The following is a 25,622-nucleotide window of genomic DNA, read 5'->3' as shown; positions in this document are numbered from 1 at the left end:
GATGACCATGTCAAAAAGGAACAACAATATCCCATTTGATCAAGATAATTACACACACAATATTGACCGAAACAATGAACGTAAGCTCGACAGGCGCGGTTTCATGAAGACATTGGTGGGAGCTGCTGGAGTATTCGCAGTATCCTCCCTGCCATGGGGAGCTGTTGCAGCTAAAGAATTAATGGGACTTGGCGAAAAAGAGTACCCAAACAAAAAAATCACCGATGTCAGCAAAATCGCGATTGGAGATTCAGTTGATTTTAAATTCCCAGGAGATCATGATGATGCAATCCTAATCAGGCTGTCTGAATCTAAATATGTTGCCTACCAGAATGCTTGTACGCATTTACGCTGCCCAGTCTTTTGGGAGAAGGAAGATGGCGAAATGATTTGCCCTTGCCATCACGGAAAATTCGATGTCAATACAGGCGTGCCGACTGCTGGGCCTCCGAGACGTCCGCTGCCTGAAATTCAGGTGAAAGTGGAAAACGGCACAGTGTTTGCTGTAAAGGTGAAACGATATGAAGCGTAGTTATATACCTGTTCTGATCCTTTGTGCATTTTTGATGATGAGTATTGTGTTTACTCAATATATGGTTCACCAATATTACTTTGAAAACTATGTAACCACACTCATTTTTTGCGGTTTGAACCTGCTGTTATTCCCAGCAGCACTATATGTGTACCGTAAGGGCGTGAAAACTGATGCATAACGAAACCTACTTAGACTTTTGCTTTATCAGGCCGGAAACCGGTGAATTTAAAACAGAAATTGATCAAATGTTAAGCAAGCTGTTTTCCAAAGTCAATCTTAACTGGTATCTCGAAGAAAAGACTGCAGATGGCGCAGAAATCGTCGTTGCAGAAGTTAAAGGAATGAGCAGCTGGAGTTCTGAGGAAGAAACAATAGAGTTTATCGAAGAGCATGCAGGCGAAAAGTTTTGGGAGTACGTCCAAGGCTACAAGCTGTTCATTTACCCTGCAAAGAGAGGATGTAAGTCAAGTGGAGCATGTAACCATTAATCAATTGAAACGATTCATGGAAAGCCAGGTCGAAGTTGGGATCCTTGATGAGGACGGCGGCGAGCGAGCTCCTTTCCTAAAGAAAACGATCAAAAAAATTGAGCAGTGCCCTGATGGTACTCATCTTCGCATTTACTTTGATGACTTCTATTTCTTTGCTGTTCCGTTAACCGCGTCAGCAGAACAAACTGATAGCCAATGGACCGCGTTTGATCAAACTCAGAAATTAAAATATGAAATTCGAAAGGTGTGCAGTGCACATGAGTAAAAATAAACGGATTACAAACTGGAACCCAGAAGATGAAAAGTTTTGGCAGTCAGGTGGAAAAAAGCATGCTCGCAGGAATTTAATGATCTCTGTTCCATCGTTAATGATGGCGTTCATTGTCTGGCAAATATGGTCAGTCGTTGCCGTTCGCTTAAATGATATTGGATTTTCTTTTACAGAGTCAGAATTATTTACACTTGCAGCCCTGCCTGGTCTAGTCGGTGCAACACTGCGATTCTTCTACACATTTGCTGTTGGTAAAATTGGTGGACGTAACTGGACGGTTATTTCAACTGGAGTTCTAGCCATTCCGGCAATCGGAATTGGATTTGCTGTTCAGAATCCGGAAACTCCCTATTCCGTTATGTTATTGCTGGCTGGCCTTTGCGGACTCGGCGGCGGAAACTTCTCATCTTCCTCTGCCAATATGAGCTTCTTTTATCCCAAAAAGGAAAAAGGAACAGCGCTTGGAATTAATGGTGGACTAGGAAACATGGGTGTATCAGTTGTTCAGTTTGTTACACCACTAATCATCACTGTCAGCACATTTTCACTGGTGGGCCAAGGACAGGTGCTTTCTAACGGGGAAACGATCTGGCTTCAAAACGCAGCCTTTATCTGGGTAATTCCAATTGCAATTTTGACTGTTGCCGCCTACTTTGGCATGGATAACCTGCCAAATGCTACACAATCTGTTAAGGATCAATTTGTTATCGTTAAACGTAAACATACTTGGATTATGACTTTGTTGTATGTTGCAACTTTCGGTTCATTTATTGGTTATGCAGCCGCATTTCCATTACTGCTTCGATCTCAGTTCCCAGAGTATATTTCACTTGCATTCTTGGGAGCATTCCTAGCGGCTGCAGCACGACCAATCGGAGGCTGGATTTCAGATAAATTCGGCGGTGCTCTTGTAACTTCATGGGTATTAGTGGTTATGACGTTAGGAGCAGGCGGTGTTATCTACTTTACAAATCAGAAGAGCTTTGCCGGATTCCTGACAACTTTCATGATCTTGTTTATCGCAGCGGGAATTGGTTCAGGTTCTACGTTCCAGATGATTCCTGATATCTTTCCGGTTAAGGAAGCTGCACCTGTTTTAGGATTCACAGCTGCGTTTGCAGCATACGGTTCTTTCTTTATTCCAAAGCTTTTTGGCTGGTCGTCAGAGACAACAGGATCACCAGTAACAGCTTTCTACTTCTTTATCGCCATTTATGTTGTTTCACTTGTCGTGAACTGGTTCTACTACCTAAGAAAGTCAGTCAAGAAAACGAAGGTAGCGACTGCAGCATAAATGAACACGCTTCTGGTCTGCCTGGTTGAATAGCCAGGCTAGAGACCGGAAGTCTTTTATATTTATCTAATAGGGGTGTCAGCGCTCGTCCTATGCCTGTCGCCCCTGGGCAGTCGGCTGCGCTTTTCTTGTCTAGCTGCAGCGCCTAGCCCCTCGAGGTCTTAAGCCAGGATCCTACAGAAGGAAACACACCTTCTTGCGGATCCTGTCTTAAGCTGGTCGGGGCTTACAAGGCGCTTACGCTTTTCTTGTCTAGCTCCGCCTCCTAGAAACTCGGCAAACTTCAGCTCCTCCGGCAGAAGCAAAGAACGCTTCTTGGTCGGAGCCTCCAGTTTGCTCGTTTCTGGGCAGTCGGCTGCGCTTTTCTTGTCTAGCTCCGTCTCCTAGGGGCTCGGGGTCATAGGTCAATCGCTTCGGAAGGCAAAAAACGCCTTCTGTCAGCGCTTGCCATATGCCTGTCGCCCCTGGGCAGTCGGCTGCGCTTTTCTATTAGAAGGGAGGTTTGGAATGGTTATGCCAGTTAGTGAGATAAGTTCATACATTATTCATACTCAAGAGGAAGAGATTAAGCGTATTGCGCTTGAATTGCATGAGGGGGTTGGACAAAACCTTTATAGCTTATTTACCGGCTTGCAATTTATCGAGGGGGGAATAGAAAACCCAGTCATGAAAAGTGCCCTTAAGGACATGACGGCTGTTCTGGCAAAAACCATTCAGGAAGTCAGACTTCTTTCAGTTGAGCTTCACCCGCCAGCTCTTTCAGCGTTTGGACTGTTTGCTGCAACAAAAAGCTATATTAAGTTGTATACAAACACATTTGGAATTGAGGTAGAGTTAATAACAATAGGGAAAGAACGTCTGGTTTCTGAGAAAGAAAATATCGTTCTTTTTAGAGTGTTCCAAGAGGCATTAGCTAATATTGCAAAGCATGCTGATACAAGCTGTGCCACTGTTACTTTTCGCTGGGAAGAAACGTTTCTGGCAATCGAAATTGCTGATGAAGGTGTCGGGTTTGATAGCAATGAAGAAAATTCCCGTAATAATCTAGGTCTTGCAGTAATGAAAGAAAGAATGCATCTTGCAGGAGGGACTTTTACCATTCAATCCCAGCGTGAACAAGGTACGTATATTAAACTGACCCTGCCATTACGATAATTGTTTGTTTTATCATTTCGTGAAAGGCTTTCCATCACATGAAAGTTAGTTTATCATAACGATATGTCCAACTTTAATAGAGGGACTTTTATTACACTAAGAGCATTGCTTCCAAAAAGTAATGCTTTTATTACATTCTTAGAAATGGCAGAATCACTTTAAAAAAGCAAAAATACCTATTAAACTTAAAAAAATATTCTATGCCAAATTTATAAAAGATCTAGAAAGGGGGATGGAGAATGATCAAGATTTTGCTTTGTGATGATCATGAGGTAGTCAGAATGGGACTTTCAATGCTTTTAAATAATCACCCTGATATGCACGTTGTAGGGGAGGCATCAGAAGGCAATGAGGGAATAAAAAAGGCTCTTCAGCTAGAGCCGGACGTAGTAATTATGGACTTGAGCATGCCGCACGGAAAAGACGGATTATCGGCAACCACTGAATTGAAAAAAAAACTCCCGGAAGTTTCTATTTTAATTTTAACGATGCATGATGATGAGGAATATTTATTTCGTGCCATTGAGGCTGGGGCCTCTGGATGTATTTTAAAAAGCGCTCCGCATGATGAATTACTGGCGGCCATTGAAACGGTCGCTAAAGGGAGTGCTTACCTAAATCCTTCAGCAACAAAAAGATTAATGGAGGAATATATTGGGAATATCAAACAAGGAAGTGCTGACACCTATAGTCTTTTGTCTGACCGCGAACGCGAGGTGCTTGCGCTGGTCGCCAAAGGATATGCGAATAAAGAGATTGCTGAGCAGCTGGTCATTAGTGTGAAGACAGTCGAGACGCATAAAGGGAACCTTATGGAAAAACTGCAGCTTAAAACGAGGCCCGAGCTGGTAGCCTATGCCCTTAAAAAGGGGCTGCTCGGTTATGGGTTGTAAAGGAAGTGAGTATACATGAGGAATTTGAGGAACTTTCAGCCTGCTGCAGATGCATGCGCGAAGCTTCGGATCGAAATAGGCTCTGATTTTGCTGGGCTTGCTATTCAAAATGAAAATACACCAGATGTAAGCTGGCATCAGGCAGCAGGAAACCGTAATGATAAATATAAAAAAATTAACGTTCGCTTCGGTAAAGGTATTGCCGGGCGGGTGATTTCAACGGGCCGACCGATGAGTGTTGTTCACTTTCCAAATGATATACTTGGAAAAGCTCTGGATTATCCTATTATGCTTGCTGAGAACCTTCAGTCAGCATACGCTGTTCCACTGGTGTTTAACCAGGTTCAGCGGGGTGTACTTTTAGTGGGTAATCGTCAGGAGCATATCTTTACAGAGGAAGCAAAAGAAGCAGTAGCAAGGACAGCTGCTGAACTTCAGGAGCTGATAGATCGTTTTTACAGGGGGGAAGCAGATGGAGAGGCATGAAATAAAAAACATTCCATATCCATCTGTTAGTGAAGAAACGATTGTGATTAACCAGAGCGGGCTAATTGTTTTTTTAAGCGAAAAAGCATGCAGCAGGTTCGGGTATAACAGCTATGAATGTGTCGATAAGGACGTAACTTCTTTGTTTCCTGAACTGGATTTATCCACCGTAGAGGAAGGCATTCTAATTCAGCAATATGGAAAGCATCGAAAAGGGAATAGTTTTCCTCTCTTTATCCGGATGAATTCGTTTATTTTAAAAGATGCCGTGTACTTTTTAATTGTAATCCATAATGTGAAAGACCGAACAAAGCTGAGTAAAGAGCTCTCTCAACCGTTGAGCGAACTTGTAGATTTAAAATTCGCTCTTGATAAATCAACAATTGTTGCCTTTACTGATGCAAATGGGATTATTAAATATGTAAATGAAAAATTTTGCGAGGTATCGAAATATGAAGCTGAAGAAGTAATCGGAAAGACACACCGAGTCGTAAATTCCGGATACCACAGCAAAGAGTTTTTTGAATTAATGTGGGCCACCATTACTGCTGGAAAAGTATGGAGCGGTAATATTAAAAATAGAGCAAAAGACGGCTCTTACTATTGGGTGGACACGACGATTGTTCCTTTTTTAAATGAAGATGGAGCCCCTTATCAGTATCTGGCGATTAGAAAGGAAATCACAGAACATAAACAAGCTGTAACCGATTTGAAGCAATCACTTCAAGAACTGATGGACTTTAAGTTTGCACTTGATGCTTCTTCAATTTTAGCGATAACAGACCAGCGTGGAGTTATCCATTATGTGAATGATAAGTTCTGCAAAATCTCGAAATTTTCTAGAGAAGAGTTAATTGGAATGGATCATCGAATTGTAAACTCAGGTTATCACTCGAGAGAGTTTTTTCAACAAATGTGGGGCACAATCTCGTCCGGCAAGGTTTGGAAGGGAGAAATTAGAAATAGAGCAAAGGATGGCAACCTTTATTGGGTGGACACAACGATCGTGCCCTTTTTAACGGAAGAAGGAAAGCCCTATCAATATCTTGCTATTCGATATGAAATTACAAAACGCAAAAAGATAGAGGAAGAGTTAAAACGAATGGCGACGCGAATGATCGAGGTGCAGGAAGAAGAACGAAAACGGCTGTCGAGAAATCTGCACGATGGAATCGGCCAAAACGTGTACAGCCACTTAATTACCATTCAGCGTCTTCAAGCAGAAATGGACCATCCTCTTCTTGAACAGATGAAGCAGGAAGCGACTGAGCTGATTGAAGAAATAAGAGAGATTTCCTGGGAGCTCCGGCCTTCTGTTATTGACGATCTTGGTTTAGTTCCGGCGATTCGATCTTATTTGTCCCGTTATTCTGAACACTATAATATCGACGTACATTTTGATTGTGCGCTGCATAAGCGTCTTGATACGAACAAAGAAATAACCATTTATCGAATCATTCAGGAAAGCCTTACAAATATTCGAAAGTATGCAGAAGTAAACGAGGCTTCTGTAACGATTCGTGAGCAAGGTGAGATTGTCACTGTTGTCATTGAAGATAAAGGCAAAGGGTTTGACGTGGCAAAAAACACACGTGGTGTAGGGTTATTTAGTATGGAGGAAAGGGCCAAAGCAGTTGGCTGTGAATTGCGCATCCAATCTTCTCCTGGAATAGGAACAATGATTATTCTTGAAGTGCCGACTACCAGCTGGCCGCATGACACGACAAGAACCTATCAATAATTAAACCCGCTTGGATGCAACCAAAACATCCAAGCGGGTTTTTATAGTCCTCCGCAATTGGGCGGGGGAGTGCTGCTTTTCTGTTTGTTTTGCTGCTCTTCAGCCTTATCCAGGAATACAGACTCCAGCCCATATCCGGTTGAACTAATTTCTAACACTTCAGCATACTGCTTTTTTAATTCTTCGAAAGTTCTTAGATCATGGTTTTTTTTATTCATTATATCCCTCCAAAAGAAAAACGCCATAGAAATGGCGTTTATAAAAAATTGATTAAGATTACTTTTTATTGGTTATTCCCTTGGTTTTGATTCTGATTCTGATTTGAACCGTTGGTGAATGACTGAGCTGTCTTGTCTATTGCTTTGCCTGTTTGTTCTACTGCATTCATTGCAACGTTTTCAGTTGCAGCAATAGTATTTTGGGCAGCATCAAATACAACATCTGCGCCTTCCTGTATTCTGCTGGCAACTTGACTGGCCGGCCCTTTGTTTTGGTTCTGTTGGTTCTGCTGATTTTGTTGATTTTGTTGGTTTGACATATCCTTCACCTCCTAGCAGATATAGCATATGTACTTTTAAAAAATTTATCCAAGGTGGCTAAAATTGAGTCACTAAAAATCTTTTGCCAGACAAAAGCGCAAGGGCCCGTTAAGCGACGTCTGGACTGGGGAACACCTACTGAGATAACCGGAAGTAATTCAAGTCGACTTATCATAGGGAGGTGGGCGAAGTACACGAGTCGCTGGGCGCTGGAGCTGGATAAAGACAACGCATACAGTGATTCACAACCTGCAATTTTTAGAGTTTTCTCAACAATCAAAGAAGAGGCCCGCAACTGCGGACCTCTTTCTGAAAATCAATCTCTAAGATTGATTATTAAGCTGCTGTTCTCCAAGGGCAACCAGACGTTTTGTCATCTCGCCCCCGACAGAACCATTTGCCCGCGCGGTCGTATCTGCACCTAGCTGAACTCCAAACTCATTGGCGATTTCTTCTTTCATTTGACTGAGAGCATTTTCAGACCCAGGCACCAAAAGCTTGTTTCTTGCCATGACACATCACGCTCCTCACGAAGGTTTGAGCAAAGTTAATTGCTCTGTATTAAGGTAACCTAATTGAAAGAGGGTGATTCATGTTGCTTAGAATCTCTTAAAGAGACCGTGATTCAACCTTTATCTCGAATATTTGCAGCAATAAGTGTTTTACAGCACATGGCCAATCCGGCTAAAAAAAAACCGATTGTAAAGCTGAAAGGTAAGGTGTACAAGGAAAGTAAAGCAGTAAGGAAAGTCCATATCAGCCATAAAAATAGCTCATTGACCTTGCGCATTGACTTCCGCAGCCTTCCAATAGTGCTGACTAATTGCGTCCGCCAAAGCAGAAACAGTATTTTTAATTTCTTTCATATTATTGTCTACCCCACCCACTTCGACTACAAGCGAGTTCGGAGAGAGATCCTGATTGTATACCCCATCTACGCCCGTTCCTGACTTTTGCAAGATCCCTTTACTTAATCCGGGGTATTTTCCTTCCAAAAACTTATGAAGTTCATTGGCAAATTGTAAGTTTTTTTGATAATTCTTATTATCCTTACCGATGACAAACACAAGTTTGGCATAAGGTTCGTTATTAATTGTTGCTGACGTTGACTTCTTCCTGGCAGAATCCCTGTGCAGGTCAATAAAATAATCCAATTGCTCATTTCCTGCCATTGCGGTTTCAACAAGTCCACGTGAAAACAAGTAGGATTTTACTGTTTTCCAGCCTTTCTTTTGCAGTTCCTGACCAACATTCGTCTTGTCGATACTGACTCCTATCCCTTTATTCTCTAATTCTTTGCCAAGCAAATCACCGACAACCGTTATATTCGTTTTTCCATCTACAGCTTTTTCCTCATTTGACTCCCCCTCAAGTCCAATTAATGGAAGGTATGTTTCCCAGCTGTGAGTATGGTAAATAAAGATTTTTTTCTCGGATAGATTTCCAGAAGGGGGAGTTTTAGAGTCAAGTCCTTTGTTTAATTCTGCTAATTCCCCGGCAGCCATTTCTCTTTCAGTCAATAATTCATCGAGCGGAGGTGCAGACTCGAATGGGATATCGGCATACGTGACCCCGTCCCCAGCAATGATGAAATCAGAATCGAATAAAGCAAAACCGGGAAGTTCATTGCGCACGAGGCTGCGAATATCATCGAGCTGTATATTTGTGACAAGTTTAAGCCCCATTTCAGCAATTGAAAAATTTGGCTGATGTTCGTACACTTTGAGGGCGAGCAAACTATTTTCAAAGCTCATGAACCTAAGCAGCATATCCGTTCCATTTTCCCCTACATTCACATTTAATTTGAGGGATTCAAACCTTTCAGAAGAAACTGCTCCGGCTGTGCCGAATAAAAGAACAATACTTAAGCCAAGTGCCGTAAAAACGGCTGTAACTTTTCCAATAGACTTTATTATTTTTCGAATTGAAAACACTCTCATCACCCTACCTTTTTCTTCTGTAAAATATATGTGAAAACAAGCAGATTAGAAGAACGAGTTTGTCCAATCACCTATTTGCAGAAGTCCTCTGTAAGGACTGGCAGGTAAATAATTCAAAAAATCTTACTAAATTGTCTAGATTCCTGTATAAGCTAAGCTGGTTCGCCCGTGGAAAGTTAGCGGTTTTGACGACTTGTTATCAACATTAAGGTTTAACAAGCCTTTTTTAAAGAGTAATAATATGTGGTTTGGGGTATTTAGAAAAGAGGTTAAGTACATTATTTGGGAGGTTGACATAAAGTGAATAATTTATTAAAAAAAGGATTTTTACTAGGGCTGGGAGCAGCAGTTGTGGGGAAGGAAAGGGTTGAAGAAACCGTTAAAAGCCTTGTTCAAAAGGGCCAGATGGCTCCAAATGAGGCGGAAGCCATTTTAGATGAATTTTTTAAAAAAGGTGAAGAAAAGAGCGACCGCTGGAATGAAGAACTCCGAAACATGACAAAACAAGAGCTGAAGGAACTTGGCTTTGTAACTCAAGAAGAGCTTTCAGTCGTTCATGACCAGCTTACCTTCTTACGTGAAGAAATTGAAATGATAAAAAACGACAATAAAAATACTAATGACAGCACTGAAAAATATAATACAGACTATAGGTGATCGGAATGATATCAGATCGAGTTAAACGCATAAAACGATACAATGAGATTGTCTCCCTTCTTGTAAAAAACGGCTATGGGTATTTAGTCCAAGAAGTGGGGCTCTCTCACTTTTTATCTTTTAAGGAAAGAATAACAGCAGATTTTAAACATGGGGATGCAAAGGAGGCTGGCAGCAGGCTGCGGACTCTCCTAGAGGATTTAGGACCAACTTTTATAAAAATTGGCCAGATGTTAAGCATTCGCAGTGATTTTTTGCCTCCGGAAGTTATCCTTGAGCTAGAGAAATTGCAAGATGATGTACCTGCGGTTCCAATTCAGGAAATAAAAGAAAAATTAGAATTAGAGCTTGGCGTTCCGCCAGAAGAACTTTTCTATTCTTTTAATGAGGATTATGTGGCTGCAGCTTCGATTGGACAGGTACATGAAGCTGTTTTGCGTTCCGGTGAACAGGTTATGGTGAAAATCCAACGGCCTGGAATCAGGAGCCAGATCTACACAGATCTAGATATTCTAGAGGAGTTATCAAGTCTGATCGAGAATCATTACGACTGGGCAAAATACAATCATTTAACTGAAATAATGGAAGAGCTATCTTTCTCCATAAAAAAAGAACTTGATTATATTCAAGAAGGACGTAATACAGAGACAGTTAAACTGCAGTTCGAGGAACATGAGTTAATTAAAGTTCCGGTAATTCATTGGGATTATAGCACGTCTCAAATTTTAACAATGGAATGCATTAACGGGATAAAATTAACACAACTTGATGATGGCGGTATTAGTGAAAATAATAAGAGACAGTTAGCTGATACTCTCGTGGAAGCATTTGTGACACAAATTTTACGAGAAGGATTTTTCCATGGCGATCCGCATCCCGGGAATTTCCTGTATATTAAGGAGACAGCCCAACTTGCATTAATAGATTTTGGCCAGATTGGCCAGCTATCACCCAGCAAGCGGTACCATGTAACCACGTTAATGATCGGGTTAATGAAAGAAGATACAGATGCTGTTGTGAAAGCAATGTACGAATTGACAGAAGTTCCATCCTCGATTGACCATGGCCAGTTTTACGGTGATATTGACCGTATCCGTAAGCGATTCAGCCATGTTCCACTCGGTGAATTAAATTTTGGTGTTACTTTGAACGAATTATTCTCCACTGCTCAAAACCATCATATATTTATACCTAAAGATTTTACCATGCTCGGAAAAACGCTTATGACAATAGAGGGGATCGTAAGCGATATCGATCCAAGCATAAGTATGATTGAAATGGCAAGGCCCCATGCGGAAAAATTATTACTCGAACGATATGATCCCTTTAAACTCGGGAAGCGCTGGCTTAATAAAACGGAGGAAGTATCAGGAACGATCTTCAGTCTTCCAGGCCAGATGAAAGATGTCCTTAAGCAGGCATCGGAAGGGGAGCTCCGGTTTCAGATTGGGCTGGCCGATATTAAGAATATTCTCCATAAGCTGGATCGAATCTCAAACCAAGTCTCGTTCAGTTTAACGCTGCTTGCATTCAGCATTGTTGTATTAGGCTTAATCATTGGTTCAACCTTTGGAAATGAAACTATTTTAGCTAGCTTCCCGGCTATTGAAATAGGCTTTATCATCGCTTTTTTAATGTTTTTATGGATTATTTATTCCATACTGAAAACTGGAAGGTTTTAAATAGATTTTCTTAACGGGGCAGCCTTCGATAAAGAGGGGCTGTCCTTCTTTTAATGTATTTTGGTTAGGAGGGCTGCAAATTATGGGTGGCCAAGGTGTTAGGATGGGGTATTCTTCTTATTTTAGTTGAGTGTGTAACAAGATTGTCACCGGTTTGATGCAATAGCCAAATTTAACGATGCAAAAAGTCGATTGAACGATCCAATAACCACCTTGTATGACGCAAAAATAGATAAGTACTGCAGGAAGGTTATTTAAAATACAGTTACGGGTATTCTGGCTCAAAACCTTCAATTAATCTTACCTGGTCTGAAAAACAGAACCTACATTATCCTTTTTTTAAAAAAAGTGATCTAAAGATTAGTGTAAAGTGCAATTTGAACTTCTTAAAAAATCTACAGAAGAAAGGTAAGAGAGAACGAATGCGAGGCTTTTGCTAAAACTTAAAAGCCGCCGGGTCCCTTTAGAGGAGGGCCCGGCGGCTTTATCACTTTCTATTGTTTTAGAATGGGAAATTACGATATTTGGTTTGCAGCGAAACCCACTTTGTAACTGTGAATTCTTCGACTACCCACGGGTAACCAAAGCGTCCCATACCGCTTTCTTTGTTTCCTCCAAATGGAACAATCGGGCTGTCATTAACGGTCTGGTCATTGATATGGGTCATACCGCTGTCAATTCTAAGAGCGAGCTCTTCGCCTCTTTCAAGGTTGGTCGTGAAGATGGCAGAACTTAATCCGTACTGTGTTTCATTTGCCATTTCAATTGCCTCTTCATCCGAATCAGCCTTAATGAGAGAAGCGATAGGAGCAAATAATTCAGTTTGCGCCAGCTCGCTTGAGTTGTCCACTTCAGTAAAAACGACAGGGGAGAGAACATTGCCTTCTGCTTTCCCATCTAGTGCTACATTGGTTCCATTTTTCTTCGCTTTTTCTACAACTTCGAGCGCTTTGTTAACCTGATTCCTATTCATAAGTGGGCCTACAACAGTATTTGGATCGCTTGGGTCCCCATAGGGTAGATTTTTTGCCCGCTCCACAAATTTTCCTTTGAATTCCTCATAAAGATCTTTATGAACAATAATTCTGTTAACACTCATGCAAATCTGACCCTGGTGGATGTATTTGCCGAAGATAGAAGCATCGACAGCTTTATCGACGTCCGCATCTGACAAGACAATAAATGGATTATTGCCTCCTAATTCAAGAGCAACGCGCTTAAGGTTTTTTCCGGCAATTTCACCAATCAGCTTTCCTACCGGGGTTGAACCAGTAAATCCAATCAGACGCGGGATTGGGTTCTCCAGCATTTCATTACCAATCTCTTCAAGATCCGTGAAAATCATATTAAAGACTCCATTCGGCAAACCTGCCTCTTCAAACGCTTTCGCGAGAATGGCGCCGCCCGTAAGGCCTGTCTGCAAATCAGGCTTGTGAACAACAGCATTTCCAAGTGCAAGCGCTGGAGCAATGGTCCTCATTGATAAATTCATAGGGAAATTGAAGGGTGAAATAGAAGAGATGACTCCTAATGGAAGACGATGCACATGATTTACTTTCCCTTCAATCTGATCTTCAACATCTTTGATTTCGTAAAGTTCATTTGTATATTTCATGGCCTGCTCCAGCAAACCGATCGTTAAACCAAGTTCAACTTCAGCTTTTACAATTGTCCCGCCTGTCTCGCGAGTTATAATTCTTTGAATATCTTCTTTATGTTCCTTTAGATAATCAGCCGCGTTGCCGAGAATTCTTTTCCGTTCGTCGGCTGTTGTTTTTGCCCATTGCTTTTGAGCAGTCTTTGCTACCTCAAAAGCTTCCTTTAATTGGTCCTTGGTGGCCAACGGAACAGTAGTAATAACTGAGCCGTCAAATGGGTTAGTAATATCACCTGATCTTCCGCTTGTGCCTTCAACCCATTCGCCATTTATATAGCTTTTATTTAATTTCTCAAATTTTTGCATAATACAACTCTCCTTATCATCTGATTTAGTTCCTTGAAGTATGGAAAATCGTTAATTGGCCTCAATCCTATTTACCCAGTTGGCCCTCATAGTACACTTGGTTTTCGCAGCATATTAAATTAAATTGATTGAATACGCTTGCAGTTGAACAAGGACTATTGACCTAATTGTGATAAATAACTAAAATAGAAAAAAGCGTTTTTGGTCCAGTTAAGAAGATTCAAAATATTTTTAAATTCGTTATTGTGCAAAAGATAGTTTATAGAATATAATTCAGAATAGATAAAAAAAACAAAGAAATAGGGGGGATCTTCTTGGAGGCTTTTGTAAATGCGGTAAATGGTATTTTGTGGAGTACACCGGTTATTTATACTATCCTAGGGATCGGTTTGTTATTTTCCATTTTAACCAGGTTTTTGCAAGTTCGTCACATTAAAGACATGGTAATGCTCATGTTCAAAGGCAGAGGTTCCGATGCGGGCGTTTCTTCTTTTCAGGCCTTATCTATTGCTCTTTCAGGCCGTGTTGGAACAGGTAACATTGCCGGTACTGCTACAGCCATTGCAATGGGTGGACCGGGTGCAGTTTTCTGGATGTGGATGATTGCCTTTATTGGGGCAGGCAGTGCATTTGTTGAGTCAACCCTAGCACAGATATACAAAGTAAAGCAGGACGGTCTATACCGCGGGGGCCCAGCTTACTATATCGAAAAAGGCTTAGGAATTAAATGGTTTGCAGTGGTGTTTGCGGTAGCTGCTCTTCTTGCTATGAGCGTGCTGATGCCGGGCATTCAGTCCAACTCAATTGCACTTGGGATGGAAAATGCCTTTGGAATAAGCAAAACGGTTACTGGTATCGTTTTGGTCTTACTAATCGGTGCAATCATTTTAGGCGGCGTTAAAAGAATTGCTGTAGTTGCACAATACGTTGTTCCTTTGATGGCTTTAGGCTACATGCTTGTAGCACTTGTCATCGTTGGAATGAATGTTGGGCAGCTGCCAGAAGTGTTTACACTTATTTTCTCAAGTGCATTTGGTGGTGACGCTGCATTTGGAGGAATTTTAGGCAGTGCAATTGCATGGGGAGTTAAGCGGGGAATCTATTCTAATGAAGCCGGTCAGGGGACTGGAGCGCATGCTGCAGCTGCAGCTGAGGTGTCTCACCCTGCCAAACAAGGGCTTGTCCAGGCTTTCTCTGTATATATTGATACATTGCTTGTGTGTTCCGCAACTGCATTTATGATCTTATTTACTGGTGCGTTTAATACAGTGGGACCAGACGGTAAAACTTTCATTGTTGAAAACCTGCCGGGAGTGGAGGCAGGACCTGCGTTCACGCAAGCTGCTGTTGAAGCCAATATCCCAGGCTTTGGTGCTGGATTTGTTGCAATTGCGCTTTTCTTCTTCGCCTTTACAACAATCATGGCATACTACTATATGGCGGAAACGAATGTTGCATACCTATTCCGCGGTAGAAACAGTAAAATACCAGTGCTCCTAACTAAGCTAGTCTTGCTTGGTGCGACATTCTATGGAGCAATTAAAACAGCCTCGCTAGCTTGGGCTTTGGGTGATGTTGGTTTAGGCTTAATGGTGTGGCTAAACTTGATTGCCATTCTTCTATTAGCCAAACCTGCTTTGATTGCCCTTAAGGATTATGAGGAGCAAAAGAAACAAGGACTCGATCCTGTCTTTAATTCAACCAAGCTGGGTATTAAAAATGCTGAGTATTGGGAAGAAGAATACACGTTTGATAGGGAAAAAGAAGTTTCCTAATAATTTTCGCAAAAAAAAGAGGTCTCCTATTCTAAGGGAGACCTCTTTTCCGTTTTACTTAACAAAGCAGAAGTTAGAAAAATATTATATCTAAATACCTTTTTATCAGAGGGTTTTTAGCTTTAAAAGTTTAGATCTTAACTCTTTAAAAGAAATATCCCTAAAGTTTTAAGATCAGCAAATTGTGTGTTTTACTCGTTATATTCTTCGTTTTGTATAAAATTTTGCGGTGAAGTAGGGTTGGGACTTCGTATTAAAGGCAACGCCTACACCCAAAAGCTTGTAGTCAGCCTTCAATATATTCTCTCTGTGTCCCATAGAATTCATCAAGCCTTCATGGGCGAATATCCCGCTGAACTGTCCGTAGGCCAGGTTTTCCCCAGCAACAGAGAATGAGATCTGATCTTCCTCCATACGGTCAAAAGGTGACTGACCTTGAAGGTTAGTATGGCTAAAGTAATTATTTTCCGCCATATCCTGACTGTGCTTCCGCGCTGTGCCTCTGACATGGTCATCCCACCCCAGCACTGGTTTTCCATGCTTCACCCTGGCGGAGTTTGTTAAATCAAAGAGCTGGTACTCAAACCCTTCCTTTAACGTCTGGCTAGCCTCTGCGTAAAAATCTTGCTTGTTCTGCTCCATCTCTTTGGTGTGAATTTGTAAAGCCGTAACTGTATTATTCTGATGTTTGTCATAGAAAACCGTAATATAGTTGCCATCTATAAGAAATACATCATAATCTCGATCTTCTTGTAATTGATAGTAAACGAGCCCTTTTTGAATTCTCGCGACAGGCTCACCAAGTTCTGCGATAACTGTTTCTTTAGGAGCCCCATATTGGACCCCATTTTTGGAAGAAATCAGATCTTGATTTGTAAACAAACCGGATACCCGATTATTAGAATCATATGAAACCATTAAAAAGTTCTGATAGTTATCATGGAATGTGTGCCACTGGCCACCGTATTCATTCGTTGATACTCGGTTAGGCTCTCCCATAGTTTGTTTAACTTCTTGCATGGTAGTACCTATTTCAAGATTATGAATGGAGAAGACTTGTTCAGCAGGTTTCTCCAGTTCAGGTTTCGCTACTTGTACAGGAACACTTTCTGAATCGGTCTCCTGAAGCTGAAGTAACGATGGGTCGAGCTGGCCTGTCAATTCCTTAAGGCGGTTTCCAACTGTATCTATCGTTTCATCAAGATTAAACTGATCACTTGCTGAATTAAATTGTGAAGTTATTTTATCGACTAATAAATTTAGGTCGTTGTTCTCCGAGTTCCCCCATGAAACATATACGAATCCGGCAATAATCAATAACAGTATAAAACGCTTCAATTAATCTCCTCCTTACAATCAACATTTTAGCCTAAATATATAGAACGCATAAGGGTATGGCCCTTTTCAAATACCCATCCATATATCCTATGATAATACGAAAACTACATTTCGTACAAAGTAATCGACTGGCCATATTTTGTTAATACCTCTAACCGTACAACTCTACTCCTATTATACAGGGAACCATGCTTCTGGCTTACTTTTTAAGGTCACCATCATCAGCTTATAGATTTTATAAATTTACATAAAAAAAGACTTCTATTTTGGAAAAGCTTAGTATATAATCAACTGTATTAACACACTTAGTACACTTAATACACTTGATACAGATTGGGGTGCCTGAATGTTTGAGCTCGATATTAGAAGCCGCAAACCCATATATGAACAACTAGTTGACAAGCTAAAAGAGCTGATCATCAATGAAGTGCTCAAGCCTGATGAGCAGCTGCCATCTGTCAGAACGCTTGCGCAGCAGCTGACAATTAACCCGAATACGATTCAAAAGGCTTACCGTGAGCTAGAAACTCAAGGATTTATTTACTCAGTTCAGGGCAGGGGAAGTTTTGTAAATGCAAATACTTATGTAAAGGATACGGAGAAAATGGCAGAGGTGAAATCAAAGTTAGAAAAGCTAATCTTAGAAGCATTGTACCTTGGCATTTCAGCTGAGGATTTATACAGCCTGATTTCAGAGCTAGAAGCAGGAAAAGGGGGGGGACAGAATGATGATTCAAATAAATAATATGTCTAAAGCATTTGAAAGTCTCCAGGCAGTAGAGGATATCAATCTGTCCGTCCGAAAAGGTTCAATTTATGGATTAATCGGTTCTAACGGAGCAGGGAAGACAACGATTTTAAAGCTGCTGGCAGGTATTTATCGTCAAGATAAAGGCGACGTGACGATATATGAGCAGCCAGTATATGAAAATATAAATCTTAAAGATAAAGTTTTCTTTATTCCTGATCAGCCCTTCTTCTTTTCACAATATACGGTTAAACAAATGGCTGCTTTTTATAAAAATATTTATTCAGGATGGAATGATAAGCGTTTTGAAAGTCTTTCAGAAGTTTTTGAGATGAGCATCAACAAAAAGATCCACACTTTTTCAAAAGGGGTGCAGCGGCAAGCGGCATTTTTGCTGGCTCTGTCAACAATGCCTGATATTTTGCTGCTGGATGAGCCAATGGATGGCCTGGATCCTGTTGTGAGGAAAAAGGTGAAAAACCTGCTGATTCATGATGTTGCTGAAAGGGAAATGACAATTCTGATTTCTTCCCATAACCTGAGAGAAATTGAAGATATGTGTGATCATATTGGAATCATTCATAAAGGAAAGCTCTTAATGGAAAAAGAGCTCGATGACTTAAAATCTGATATTCATAAAATTCAAATTGCTTATAAAGGGAAAGTTCCTGAATCAGTAATGGAGCAGCTAAATCCGGTGCATTTGGAAAAAAGAGGCAGTGTCATGCTCTGCATAGTAAGAGGAAATGAAGAAGAACTAACTGCAAAGATTAGAAATTCAAATCCTGTAATTTTTGATTTACTGCCGCTTACGCTGGAGGAAATTTTCATTTATGAAATGGAGGATCTGGGATATGCCATCAAAAATATCTTTATTTAATAAAGAAATTGCCCTCCAGATCAGCAGAAGCATTGGCTGGGTTTCATTGGTTTATTTTTTAGGATTAGCATTCATTTTGCCGATTAGAATGATGATGTATTACGGGGAAGAATACAGGTTCATCCACCAAGAGAACAATTTGTTCCGATATGATTTCCCGATTCAAATGATTTTTATGATCATCGTTCCGGTACTTTTAGCTGTCTTTCTGCTTAGGTTTCTACAAGTTAAACTAAGTGTGGATTTAATGCACAGCCTTCCATTGAAAAGGGAAAGTTTATTTTTTCAATACACCCTTACAGGACTATTTTTCTTACTCCTGCCGATAGTGGCTGTGGCGTTATTAGTTGCTGTATTGCACGGCGTTATGGACCTAGATACCTACTTTGGGCTAAAGGACATTTATGGCTGGGCTGGATACACGATTATGTTTAATATCATTATTTATTCAGCTGGCATTTTTGTAGGTATGCTGACGGGGATCTCAGCTGTTCAAGGTGTTTTGACTTATATCCTTCTATTATTTCCAGCTGGAATAACGCTTCTTATTTTCGTGAATATGGGGACTTTGTTTTACGGTTTTCCAAGCGATTATTTTTTAAACCGTGAGCTGGAGAAAATGTCGCCACTTACAACGATTTATATTCTAGAGCACAATTCATTTTCATGGACAACGATTGGAACATATCTGGCAATCACGTTAGTACTTTACTTATTGTCTCTCTGGATTTATAAAAAACGAAAGACGGAAGCTGTTACCCAGGCGATCGCTTTTCCAAAGCTTAAATCCATTTTTAAATATGGGGTTACCTTTTGTGTCATGTTACTTGGCGGAATGTATTTTGGAGAAGTACAAAACCACTATGGATGGACAGTCTTTGGGTATGCTGTAGGGACTATAATTGGCTATTTTGCAGCTGAAATGGTCCTTGAAAAAACATGGAGAGTATTTGGCCATATTAAAGGTTTGATTATTTATGGAGCTGTATTTACTGTTTTAGCAGTAAGCGTGCCTTTCTTAACCGGCTATGAAAATAGGGTGCCCGATCAGGAAGATGTTAAAGGGGTCATTTTAACCAACAATCATAGTGTGTTTATTCATAACTACGAGGATATTTTTAAGCCTTCGCCGCTGACTGATGAACAAAGTATTCAGCAGGTGAGGGAATTGCACAAGCAAATCGTAGCAAACAAGCGGAGCAATAATGGGATAAGTCCATCTTCTGAAACGGCACTATTTATTTATGAACTGAAGGATGGCAATAAAGTTATCCGAGAATATGTGGTTCCAAGGGATTTATACACTCAACATTATAAACCTATTTATGAATCGGAAAAATATAAGCGTGCAGTCAATGAGATTTTCAAAGTTAAACCGCACCAGGCTGAAAAAGTAACGATTCAATCGCACGGAATGGTCCCTAAGCATATAACCATTACAGATTCTGCTGAAGTGGAAGAACTGGTTGCTGCTGTTCAAAAGGATATTCTGGAAGAATCCTATGAAAGCATGGTGTATCGGCAAGGGAATTCAGCAAGCATGGAGATTTACATGGGAGGGAACTCCTTCGTTTATTTAGAATTAAAACCTTCTTACAACAATCTGAAGGAATGGCTGGAACGGAAAGACTTATTGCACAGGGCAATGGTGATAGCAGATGACATCTCTTATATTCTCGTCGGCAAGGAATCTGATATCGGTCTGGATCCTTATTCCATTGATTCGCGTCAAGTTCATGAAAAACTTGAAAATCATCCAAATACGATAAAAATTACGGACAAAGCACGAATCCAAGAATGTCTTGATCGGGCCACATGGAATATAGAAGAAACCTATATTGCTTCATTTATGTATGAGACGGAAGAAAGTCCAGAGTTAAAAGCATTTCATCGTGACCATGCACCGGAATTTATCAAAAAACATTTCGAAGAGTAAGCTGGAATCCTATTCAAGGAACTGGAGGTGTGAGAAGTGGCCAGCAAAACGATTGATTTTAATGAGCTTGTTTCCAATTATTCAAACAGGCTTTATAAAACCGCTATTTGTATAGTGCGTGATCCGTACATTGCTGAAGATATTGTTCAAGAAACCTTTATTAAAGCTTTCAAAAAGATCGATACGATTGAAGATGAAGGCAAAATCGGCGGGTGGCTGAGCTGTATCGCGACCCGAACAGCAATTGACTTCCTTCGGTCAGATAAACGAAAAAACTGTATCCTCGTTGATCAGGTAATTATTGAACAAGTACAGATGGGAACAGATTATGGGGTGGGTTTGGAACAGGAAGCAGCGGCAACATTTTTAAAAGATGATATCCAGGAGCTTCTCACACAGCTGTCCTCTGAATATCAGGAAGTTCTGCTGCTAAAGGCGAAATTCGGCTTAAAGGAAGATGAAATCGCCAATGCCCTGCAAATTAAGTCTTCGACTGTAAAAACAAGGCTTTATCGCGCAAGAAAGCAGCTAAAATCAATTTACCTTCAAAAATGCACAGCGTGACCATATAAATTAACCTAATTATTAGGCAGCTGCCATCTAGCTGCCTTTTTTATGTCAGGCTGTATACAAGCTAATTGTTGTTTTTATAACCGCCACCAATTGGCTCCTACGGAATAGGCAAGCTGAAAAAAATCTGAACTTTTCATTTTTAGTTTTTTCAATTAAGATGGGGAGAAGAAACTTGGACAATAAAATCCTGAATGTAAAAGGAGCAGACTTATGTTTGAACTGCTGATAACCATGGTGGAACGGCTTGGAATTATCGTGACGATTGCCTTCATCTTAACTAGATTTCGCTTTTTTAGAGACATGATCCACTATGAAAACATTAGCCGGCGTCAGCAGTACACAGCAATCCTATTTTTTGGCTTCTTTGGCATTATCGGGACCTACTCTGGGATCGCTTTTAGCACAGAGTCACTAGGCTTTCAACGCTGGAACGCAGATTTGAATGCAGATGAGGCTTTGGCTAATTCCAGAGTCATTGGAGTCGTTTTGGCCGGTTTACTAGGTGGCTATAAGGTCGGTATTGGTGCTGGATTAATAGCCGGGCTTCATAGACTGACACTTGGTGGCTTTACTGCGGTTTCATGCGGATTGGCTTCAATCATTGCAGGTATCATTGCAGGAGCGTTTTTTCGTAAAAATAAACATGTTACACTACCTGTTGCCTTCCTGGTCGGGGCTCTAGCGGAGTTGGTGCAGATGATAATTATCATCCTGCTTGCACGCCCGCTTGAACAAGCCATTACGCTAGTAGGAATTATTGGTGTGCCGATGATCGTTGCTAATGGAATCGGTTCGGCACTCTTCCTGCTTATTATTAAAAATGTGGTCAACGAAGAGGAAAAGGCAGGTGCCCTGCAAGCTCAAAAGACCTTGCGAATCGCGGACCAGACACTGGCCTTTTTAAGGAAAGGAATTACAACCGAATCAGCTGAAGCGGTTTGCAGAATTCTTCACACCGAAGTCCAAACAAGTGCTGTAGCGATCACAAATAGAAATGAAATATTAGCTCATGTTGGAATTGGTGATGATCACCACCATGCTAATAACCCAATTCAGACACAAATAACAAAAGATGTACTAGATAGCGGTGAGCTGGTTGTGGCTAACGGAGAAATGATTTTTTGCCGAGAAGAGGGATGTCCGCTCGGTGCAGCGGTAATTGCTCCTTTAAAACAGCGGGGCAAAACGATTGGAACTCTTAAGTTCTATTTCCGTTCTGAAAAAGAGATTACAAACGTTGCAATGGAGCTGATATCCGGGCTAAGTGTCCTTTTAAGTAATCAGCTTGAAATTGCTGAAGCAGACCGAGCTTATCAATTGGCACAGGAAGCAGAAATAAAGGCTCTTCAGGCACAAATCAGCCCGCATTTTCTATTTAACTCACTTAATACCATTGTTTCACTGATTAGAATTAATCCAGGTATGGCTAGGAAGTTATTGATTTCTCTCTCTCATTTCTTACGGCAAAACCTGACTGCCACCACCCTCCATATCACAAGTCTGGAACAAGAGCTGAAGCATGTAAAGGCTTACCTGGCTATAGAAGAGGCAAGGTTTGTTGACAAACTTCAGGTTCTATACAAGATTGAAGACGATGTTCTTACTGAAAGAATCCCGCCGCTTACATTGCAGCCTATTGTTGAAAACGCAATTAAACACGGGATTAAAGATATGGAAAAGGGTTGTTTGATTGTGATCACGGTTTTTGCAGACGGAAATGCGATAAAAGTTAAGGTAGCAGACAATGGCAGTGGAATGAGTGAAGAAAGAATCGGACAAATTGGTAAGGACGTTGTCCAGTCTGTGTCTGGAACTGGCCTTGGACTATACAACGTAAACAGGAGATTAACGATGATGTTCGGTGAAAAATCAGCGCTTAATATAACAAGCCGGCTGAATAAGGGGACGGAAATCAGCTTTGTGATTCCGATTACGGAGGAAGTATAATGGATAAGAAAATTAAAGCAATTATAGTTGATGATGAAAGATATGCTCGAGATGAATTAAAGCATTTGCTGTCCGAGCATGCTTCAATAGAAATCGCTGGAGAGGCAGATACAGGGGAGGCAGCTTTGATGAGATGCCTGCAAATCCAGCCTGACGTAGTATTTTTAGATGTTGAAATGCCAAAAATGAATGGGATGCAAGTGGCAAAGTCTTTGCTTGAGTTAAAAAAAGTGCCTTTAATTATATTTGCAACAGCTTACCCGCAATTCGCAGCAGAAGCATTTCGTTATGAAGCGACTGATTACCTATTAAAACCTTATGACGAAGAGCAGCTCCGGCAGACAATTAAACGCATAGAAAAACTTTTGCTAGAATCTTCAGAAAAGGCGGCTGTAAGGACCTCTGGAAAGCTGGCTGTTGAAGAAAGTGGAGAAATAATTTATCTTGAGCCAACTAATATTCTGTATATATACAGGGATGAAAAGATGACGAGGATTATCACAAAAACAGGAGAATACGATCTTAAATCACCTTTAAAGGACTTAGAAGCCCGTTTAACCACATTTTCATTTTTTAGAATTCATAAAAGCTATTTGGTTAACCTTCATTACGTTAATCGGCTTACGCCTTGGTTTAATGGTGCTTATCAGCTTGAAGTAACGGGCAGGCCAGAAATGCTGTCTGTCAGCAGAAACTATGTAAAAGCGCTGCGCTCAAAACTAGAGTTATAGAAAAGAACTCCATAACAAGCAGGAAAGACAATTGCTATATGTCGATCCTGCTTGTTTTTTGTTTAGGAAACTATAAAAGTTTCATAATACAGATAATCGTACTGGTTGACTGCATCCTGCTTCAGTAACCGGCGCCTAGTGTACTTCGACTTACGGGTACTTGCGCTTTGTTCAAAGATAAGCATGTATAAAATCTTTGCCCTTGACTACTGTCTAGCTCAGGCCTCCACTCTCGAAGTCTCTTCGGTCTGGATGATGAAGTCAAAGAACAACACCATCTTCTAGCGCTTGTCGGGCTATTCAAGGTACTAGCGATTTTGTATGTAATCGCTTTCTACATGTTAATCTCTTAAATCAACATGTTAATCCCTAATTCCGGCATGTTAAACCCAAAAAGCATTTTAACCTGCGTTTCTACTATATAATCCATGTAAACGCATTCATAACTTTATTTGGGGGGATTATAGTGTATACATTTCTGGCAGGTGTAGTGCTTTTGATTGTCGGATATTTCACGTATGGCAAGTTTGTAGAAAAAGTTTTTGGAGTGAACGAAGGAAGAACAACACCAGCTTACACGCATCAAGATGATGTTGATTATCTCCCGATGACCACAAAGAAAAATTCCTTGATTCAATTATTAAACATAGCCGGTGTAGGACCTATCTTCGGACCAATCATGGGAGCGCTTTATGGCCCAGTAGCATTTATTTGGATCGTGGTCGGCTGTATTTTTGCCGGTGCTGTCCATGATTATTTAACTGGTATGATCTCGATTCGTAACCGTGGTGCCCACCTTCCAGAGCTGGCCGGAAGATTTCTAGGTAAAGTAATGAAGCATGTTGTTAATGCATTCGCCGTGTTATTGCTATTACTGGTTGGAACAGTGTTTGTAACTGCTCCAGCAGGATTGCTTTACACTCTGATGGATGGCTATGCAGCAATGTGGTTAATCCTGACAGCTATTTTCATCTATTATATACTAGCAACACTGCTTCCTATCGATAAAATTATCGGAAGATTTTACCCGATCTTTGGAGCTTTACTTTTAATAAGTGCTGTTGGAGTAGGAGCAGGACTTGTCTTTACAGGAGCACCAATCCCTGAACTTTCGTTTTCAAATCTGCATCCTGATAATGCACCTATATTTCCATTATTATTCTTAACCATTTCTTGTGGAGCTCTTTCAGGTTTCCACGCAACACAAACGCCGATTATTTCTCGTACAACACAAAATGAAAAACAAGGCCGGAAGATTTTTTACGGCATGATGATCGCAGAAGGTATTATAGCTATGATTTGGGCAGCTGCGGCTATGAGCCTGTTTGATGGAGCAACAGGACTTAACGAGCTTCTTGCTAATGGAGGACCAGGTGCAGTAGTAAGTGAAGCATCTACGTTAATGCTTGGTGCAATTGGTGGAACACTTGCAGTTTTGGGAGTTATCATCCTGCCGATCACTTCTGGTGATACAGCTTTCCGCAGTGCACGTATGATTATTGCAGATTACTTCAATCTTTCACAAAAGAAAATCATGAGCCGTCTATGGATTGCACTTCCGCTATTTGTTATTTCTTTTGCCTTAACAAAAATTGACTTCACATTATTATGGAGATACTTCTCTTGGGCAAACCAATCCACAGCCGTAATTGCTTTATGGGTTGGCGCCATGTACTTGTTCATTGCTAAGAAAAACTACTGGATTGCAGCAGTTCCTGGTATTTTCATGACAATGGCAACAACCACTTATATCCTGAACGCTCCAATCGGATTCGGGTTATCATTAAATGTTGCCTATATTGGTGCTGCAATTGCAACAGTAGCTGTGACAGTAATATTCTTCATTGCCGCTAAAAAAGCCAGAGCAAATAATCTTCCGCTTGAAGAAGATATCTCTGGATGGAAAAAGGTTGCATAAAACATAAAAATATCGGAAAGAGTGCATGCGAAAAGCGTGCACTTTTTTGTATAATAGTGGAAAAGCGGAATAGCCTGCAAAGATAGGATGATTTTTAAAATATACGAAGAGCAAGGCGTCGGTAGAATC

At 40.8% G+C, this 25,622-nt stretch carries 25 protein-coding genes; 19 read left to right on the top strand and 6 right to left on the bottom strand.

Translation table 11 applies throughout. The annotated features are described in order from the left end of the window. Positions 1 to 7 precede the first annotated feature (7 nt). The 9 genes from HRJ06_RS08010 (at position 8) to HRJ06_RS07970 (ending at position 6,866) form a co-directional block, all read left to right on the top strand. Positions 8 to 532 carry a Rieske (2Fe-2S) protein gene (locus HRJ06_RS08010; RefSeq protein ID WP_174731548.1) on the top strand — a complete coding sequence of 175 codons (525 nt, stop codon included), beginning with the start codon at positions 8 to 10 and terminating at the stop codon, positions 530 to 532. Next, complete coding sequence (locus HRJ06_RS08005; RefSeq protein WP_174731545.1) at positions 522 to 713, top strand: hypothetical protein; 192 nt, start codon at positions 522 to 524, stop codon at positions 711 to 713. Before HRJ06_RS08010 ends, HRJ06_RS08005 begins: the two co-directional genes overlap by 11 nt. Continuing rightward, positions 706 to 1,023: a hypothetical protein gene (locus HRJ06_RS08000; RefSeq protein WP_174731543.1), complete on the top strand. Its 318-nt coding sequence runs from the start codon at positions 706 to 708 to the stop codon at positions 1,021 to 1,023. The genes HRJ06_RS08005 and HRJ06_RS08000 overlap by 8 nt, the downstream gene beginning before the upstream one ends. Beyond that, a complete protein-coding gene (locus HRJ06_RS07995) occupies positions 1,004 to 1,291 on the top strand; it encodes a hypothetical protein (protein WP_338421065.1) in 288 nt (95 codons plus the stop codon). The genes HRJ06_RS08000 and HRJ06_RS07995 overlap by 20 nt, the downstream gene beginning before the upstream one ends. Then, a complete protein-coding gene (locus tag HRJ06_RS07990) occupies positions 1,284 to 2,591 on the top strand; it encodes an MFS transporter (protein WP_174731541.1) in 1,308 nt (435 codons plus the stop codon). Before HRJ06_RS07995 ends, HRJ06_RS07990 begins: the two co-directional genes overlap by 8 nt. Before the next feature lie 507 nt (positions 2,592 to 3,098). Continuing rightward, positions 3,099 to 3,746 (top strand): sensor histidine kinase, encoded by a 648-nt coding sequence (locus HRJ06_RS07985; RefSeq protein ID WP_174731539.1) that lies wholly within the window; start codon positions 3,099 to 3,101, stop codon positions 3,744 to 3,746. A 239-nt stretch (positions 3,747 to 3,985) separates the two neighbouring features. Further along, positions 3,986 to 4,639, top strand: a complete 654-nt coding sequence (locus tag HRJ06_RS07980) for a response regulator (RefSeq protein ID WP_174731537.1) — start codon at positions 3,986 to 3,988, stop codon at positions 4,637 to 4,639. A 15-nt stretch (positions 4,640 to 4,654) separates the two neighbouring features. Continuing rightward, entirely contained in the window at positions 4,655 to 5,125 is a 471-nt protein-coding gene (locus tag HRJ06_RS07975; RefSeq protein WP_174731535.1) for a GAF domain-containing protein, read from the top strand. Then, a complete protein-coding gene (locus HRJ06_RS07970) occupies positions 5,112 to 6,866 on the top strand; it encodes a sensor histidine kinase (protein WP_174731531.1) in 1,755 nt (584 codons plus the stop codon). Before HRJ06_RS07975 ends, HRJ06_RS07970 begins: the two co-directional genes overlap by 14 nt. A gap of 41 nt (positions 6,867 to 6,907) precedes the next feature. Here the strand turns inward: HRJ06_RS07970 and HRJ06_RS07965 are convergent, their stop codons facing one another. From HRJ06_RS07965 to spoIIP, 4 genes are all read right to left on the bottom strand, one after another. Beyond that, a complete protein-coding gene (locus HRJ06_RS07965) occupies positions 6,908 to 7,084 on the bottom strand; it encodes a hypothetical protein (RefSeq protein WP_174731528.1) in 177 nt (58 codons plus the stop codon). Positions 7,085 to 7,149: 65 nt separating this feature from the next. Then, positions 7,150 to 7,404, bottom strand: a complete 255-nt coding sequence (locus HRJ06_RS07960) for a hypothetical protein (RefSeq protein WP_174731525.1) — start codon at positions 7,402 to 7,404, stop codon at positions 7,150 to 7,152. A gap of 324 nt (positions 7,405 to 7,728) precedes the next feature. After that, a complete protein-coding gene (locus HRJ06_RS07955; RefSeq protein ID WP_174731522.1) occupies positions 7,729 to 7,917 on the bottom strand; it encodes an alpha/beta-type small acid-soluble spore protein in 189 nt (62 codons plus the stop codon). A 261-nt stretch (positions 7,918 to 8,178) separates the two neighbouring features. Continuing rightward, positions 8,179 to 9,345, bottom strand: a complete 1,167-nt coding sequence (gene spoIIP, locus HRJ06_RS07950) for a stage II sporulation protein P (RefSeq protein ID WP_174731519.1) — start codon at positions 9,343 to 9,345, stop codon at positions 8,179 to 8,181. A 300-nt stretch (positions 9,346 to 9,645) separates the two neighbouring features. Between spoIIP and HRJ06_RS07945 the strand changes: the two genes are divergently transcribed. Next, entirely contained in the window at positions 9,646 to 10,002 is a 357-nt protein-coding gene (locus tag HRJ06_RS07945) for a phasin-related domain-containing protein (protein ID WP_174731516.1), read from the top strand. Between the two features lie 5 nt (positions 10,003 to 10,007). Further along, a complete protein-coding gene (locus HRJ06_RS07940) occupies positions 10,008 to 11,684 on the top strand; it encodes an ABC1 kinase family protein (protein WP_174731514.1) in 1,677 nt (558 codons plus the stop codon). Positions 11,685 to 12,186: 502 nt separating this feature from the next. Here the strand turns inward: HRJ06_RS07940 and HRJ06_RS07935 are convergent. Continuing rightward, positions 12,187 to 13,647 (bottom strand): aldehyde dehydrogenase family protein, encoded by a 1,461-nt coding sequence (locus tag HRJ06_RS07935; RefSeq protein ID WP_174731511.1) that lies wholly within the window; start codon positions 13,645 to 13,647, stop codon positions 12,187 to 12,189. Between the two features lie 314 nt (positions 13,648 to 13,961). Here HRJ06_RS07935 and HRJ06_RS07930 point away from each other — a divergent pair, with 314 nt between their 5' ends. Continuing rightward, complete coding sequence (locus HRJ06_RS07930; protein WP_174731508.1) at positions 13,962 to 15,422, top strand: alanine/glycine:cation symporter family protein; 1,461 nt, start codon at positions 13,962 to 13,964, stop codon at positions 15,420 to 15,422. Positions 15,423 to 15,620: 198 nt separating this feature from the next. On the opposite strand, the gene HRJ06_RS07925 is transcribed toward HRJ06_RS07930, so the two are convergent. After that, positions 15,621 to 16,760, bottom strand: a complete 1,140-nt coding sequence (locus HRJ06_RS07925) for a CAP domain-containing protein (protein WP_174731506.1) — start codon at positions 16,758 to 16,760, stop codon at positions 15,621 to 15,623. A 346-nt stretch (positions 16,761 to 17,106) separates the two neighbouring features. Here HRJ06_RS07925 and HRJ06_RS07920 point away from each other — a divergent pair, with 346 nt between their 5' ends. The 7 genes from HRJ06_RS07920 to HRJ06_RS07890 all read left to right on the top strand — a co-directional run bounded on the left by HRJ06_RS07920 (position 17,107) and on the right by HRJ06_RS07890 (position 25,493). Continuing rightward, positions 17,107 to 17,505 carry a GntR family transcriptional regulator gene (locus tag HRJ06_RS07920; RefSeq protein WP_174731503.1) on the top strand — a complete coding sequence of 133 codons (399 nt, stop codon included), beginning with the start codon at positions 17,107 to 17,109 and terminating at the stop codon, positions 17,503 to 17,505. After that, positions 17,489 to 18,388, top strand: a complete 900-nt coding sequence (locus HRJ06_RS07915; RefSeq protein ID WP_174731940.1) for an ABC transporter ATP-binding protein — start codon at positions 17,489 to 17,491, stop codon at positions 18,386 to 18,388. The genes HRJ06_RS07920 and HRJ06_RS07915 overlap by 17 nt, the downstream gene beginning before the upstream one ends. After that, entirely contained in the window at positions 18,363 to 20,324 is a 1,962-nt protein-coding gene (locus HRJ06_RS07910; protein WP_174731500.1) for a DUF6449 domain-containing protein, read from the top strand. The genes HRJ06_RS07915 and HRJ06_RS07910 overlap by 26 nt, the downstream gene beginning before the upstream one ends. A gap of 36 nt (positions 20,325 to 20,360) precedes the next feature. After that, entirely contained in the window at positions 20,361 to 20,888 is a 528-nt protein-coding gene (locus HRJ06_RS07905) for an RNA polymerase sigma factor (protein ID WP_338421064.1), read from the top strand. Between the two features lie 219 nt (positions 20,889 to 21,107). After that, complete coding sequence (locus HRJ06_RS07900; RefSeq protein ID WP_174731497.1) at positions 21,108 to 22,844, top strand: sensor histidine kinase; 1,737 nt, start codon at positions 21,108 to 21,110, stop codon at positions 22,842 to 22,844. Further along, complete coding sequence (locus HRJ06_RS07895; RefSeq protein ID WP_174731494.1) at positions 22,844 to 23,575, top strand: LytR/AlgR family response regulator transcription factor; 732 nt, start codon at positions 22,844 to 22,846, stop codon at positions 23,573 to 23,575. Before HRJ06_RS07900 ends, HRJ06_RS07895 begins: the two co-directional genes overlap by 1 nt. Before the next feature lie 466 nt (positions 23,576 to 24,041). Continuing rightward, positions 24,042 to 25,493, top strand: a complete 1,452-nt coding sequence (locus HRJ06_RS07890; protein WP_174731491.1) for a carbon starvation protein A — start codon at positions 24,042 to 24,044, stop codon at positions 25,491 to 25,493. Positions 25,494 to 25,622 lie beyond the last annotated feature (129 nt).

This window comes from Mesobacillus harenae, from assembly GCF_013343715.1.
Lineage (GTDB): Bacteria > Bacillota > Bacilli > Bacillales > Cytobacillaceae > Mesobacillus_A > Mesobacillus_A harenae.
This window is presented reverse-complemented; position numbering and strand designations above follow the sequence as displayed.

Bases quoted from the DNA above. Each gene is read 5' to 3' on its own strand.
- HRJ06_RS08010 (WP_174731548.1), top strand. From the start codon at position 8: ATGTCAAAAAGGAACAACAATATCCCATTTGATCAAGATAATTACACA.
- HRJ06_RS08005 (WP_174731545.1), top strand. From the start codon at position 522: ATGAAGCGTAGTTATATACCTGTTCTGATCCTTTGTGCATTTTTGATG.
- HRJ06_RS08000 (WP_174731543.1), top strand. From the start codon at position 706: ATGCATAACGAAACCTACTTAGACTTTTGCTTTATCAGGCCGGAAACC.
- HRJ06_RS07990 (WP_174731541.1), top strand. From the start codon at position 1,284: ATGAGTAAAAATAAACGGATTACAAACTGGAACCCAGAAGATGAAAAG.
- HRJ06_RS07985 (WP_174731539.1), top strand. From the start codon at position 3,099: ATGGTTATGCCAGTTAGTGAGATAAGTTCATACATTATTCATACTCAA.
- HRJ06_RS07980 (WP_174731537.1), top strand. From the start codon at position 3,986: ATGATCAAGATTTTGCTTTGTGATGATCATGAGGTAGTCAGAATGGGA.
- HRJ06_RS07975 (WP_174731535.1), top strand. From the start codon at position 4,655: ATGAGGAATTTGAGGAACTTTCAGCCTGCTGCAGATGCATGCGCGAAG.
- HRJ06_RS07970 (WP_174731531.1), top strand. From the start codon at position 5,112: ATGGAGAGGCATGAAATAAAAAACATTCCATATCCATCTGTTAGTGAA.
- HRJ06_RS07965 (WP_174731528.1), bottom strand. From the start codon at position 7,084: ATGAATAAAAAAAACCATGATCTAAGAACTTTCGAAGAATTAAAAAAG.
- HRJ06_RS07960 (WP_174731525.1), bottom strand. From the start codon at position 7,404: ATGTCAAACCAACAAAATCAACAAAATCAGCAGAACCAACAGAACCAA.
- HRJ06_RS07955 (WP_174731522.1), bottom strand. From the start codon at position 7,917: ATGGCAAGAAACAAGCTTTTGGTGCCTGGGTCTGAAAATGCTCTCAGT.
- spoIIP (WP_174731519.1), bottom strand. From the start codon at position 9,345: ATGAGAGTGTTTTCAATTCGAAAAATAATAAAGTCTATTGGAAAAGTT.
- HRJ06_RS07940 (WP_174731514.1), top strand. From the start codon at position 10,008: ATGATATCAGATCGAGTTAAACGCATAAAACGATACAATGAGATTGTC.
- HRJ06_RS07935 (WP_174731511.1), bottom strand. From the start codon at position 13,647: ATGCAAAAATTTGAGAAATTAAATAAAAGCTATATAAATGGCGAATGG.
- HRJ06_RS07920 (WP_174731503.1), top strand. From the start codon at position 17,107: ATGTTTGAGCTCGATATTAGAAGCCGCAAACCCATATATGAACAACTA.
- HRJ06_RS07915 (WP_174731940.1), top strand. From the start codon at position 17,489: ATGATTCAAATAAATAATATGTCTAAAGCATTTGAAAGTCTCCAGGCA.
- HRJ06_RS07910 (WP_174731500.1), top strand. From the start codon at position 18,363: ATGCCATCAAAAATATCTTTATTTAATAAAGAAATTGCCCTCCAGATC.
- HRJ06_RS07900 (WP_174731497.1), top strand. From the start codon at position 21,108: ATGTTTGAACTGCTGATAACCATGGTGGAACGGCTTGGAATTATCGTG.
- HRJ06_RS07895 (WP_174731494.1), top strand. From the start codon at position 22,844: ATGGATAAGAAAATTAAAGCAATTATAGTTGATGATGAAAGATATGCT.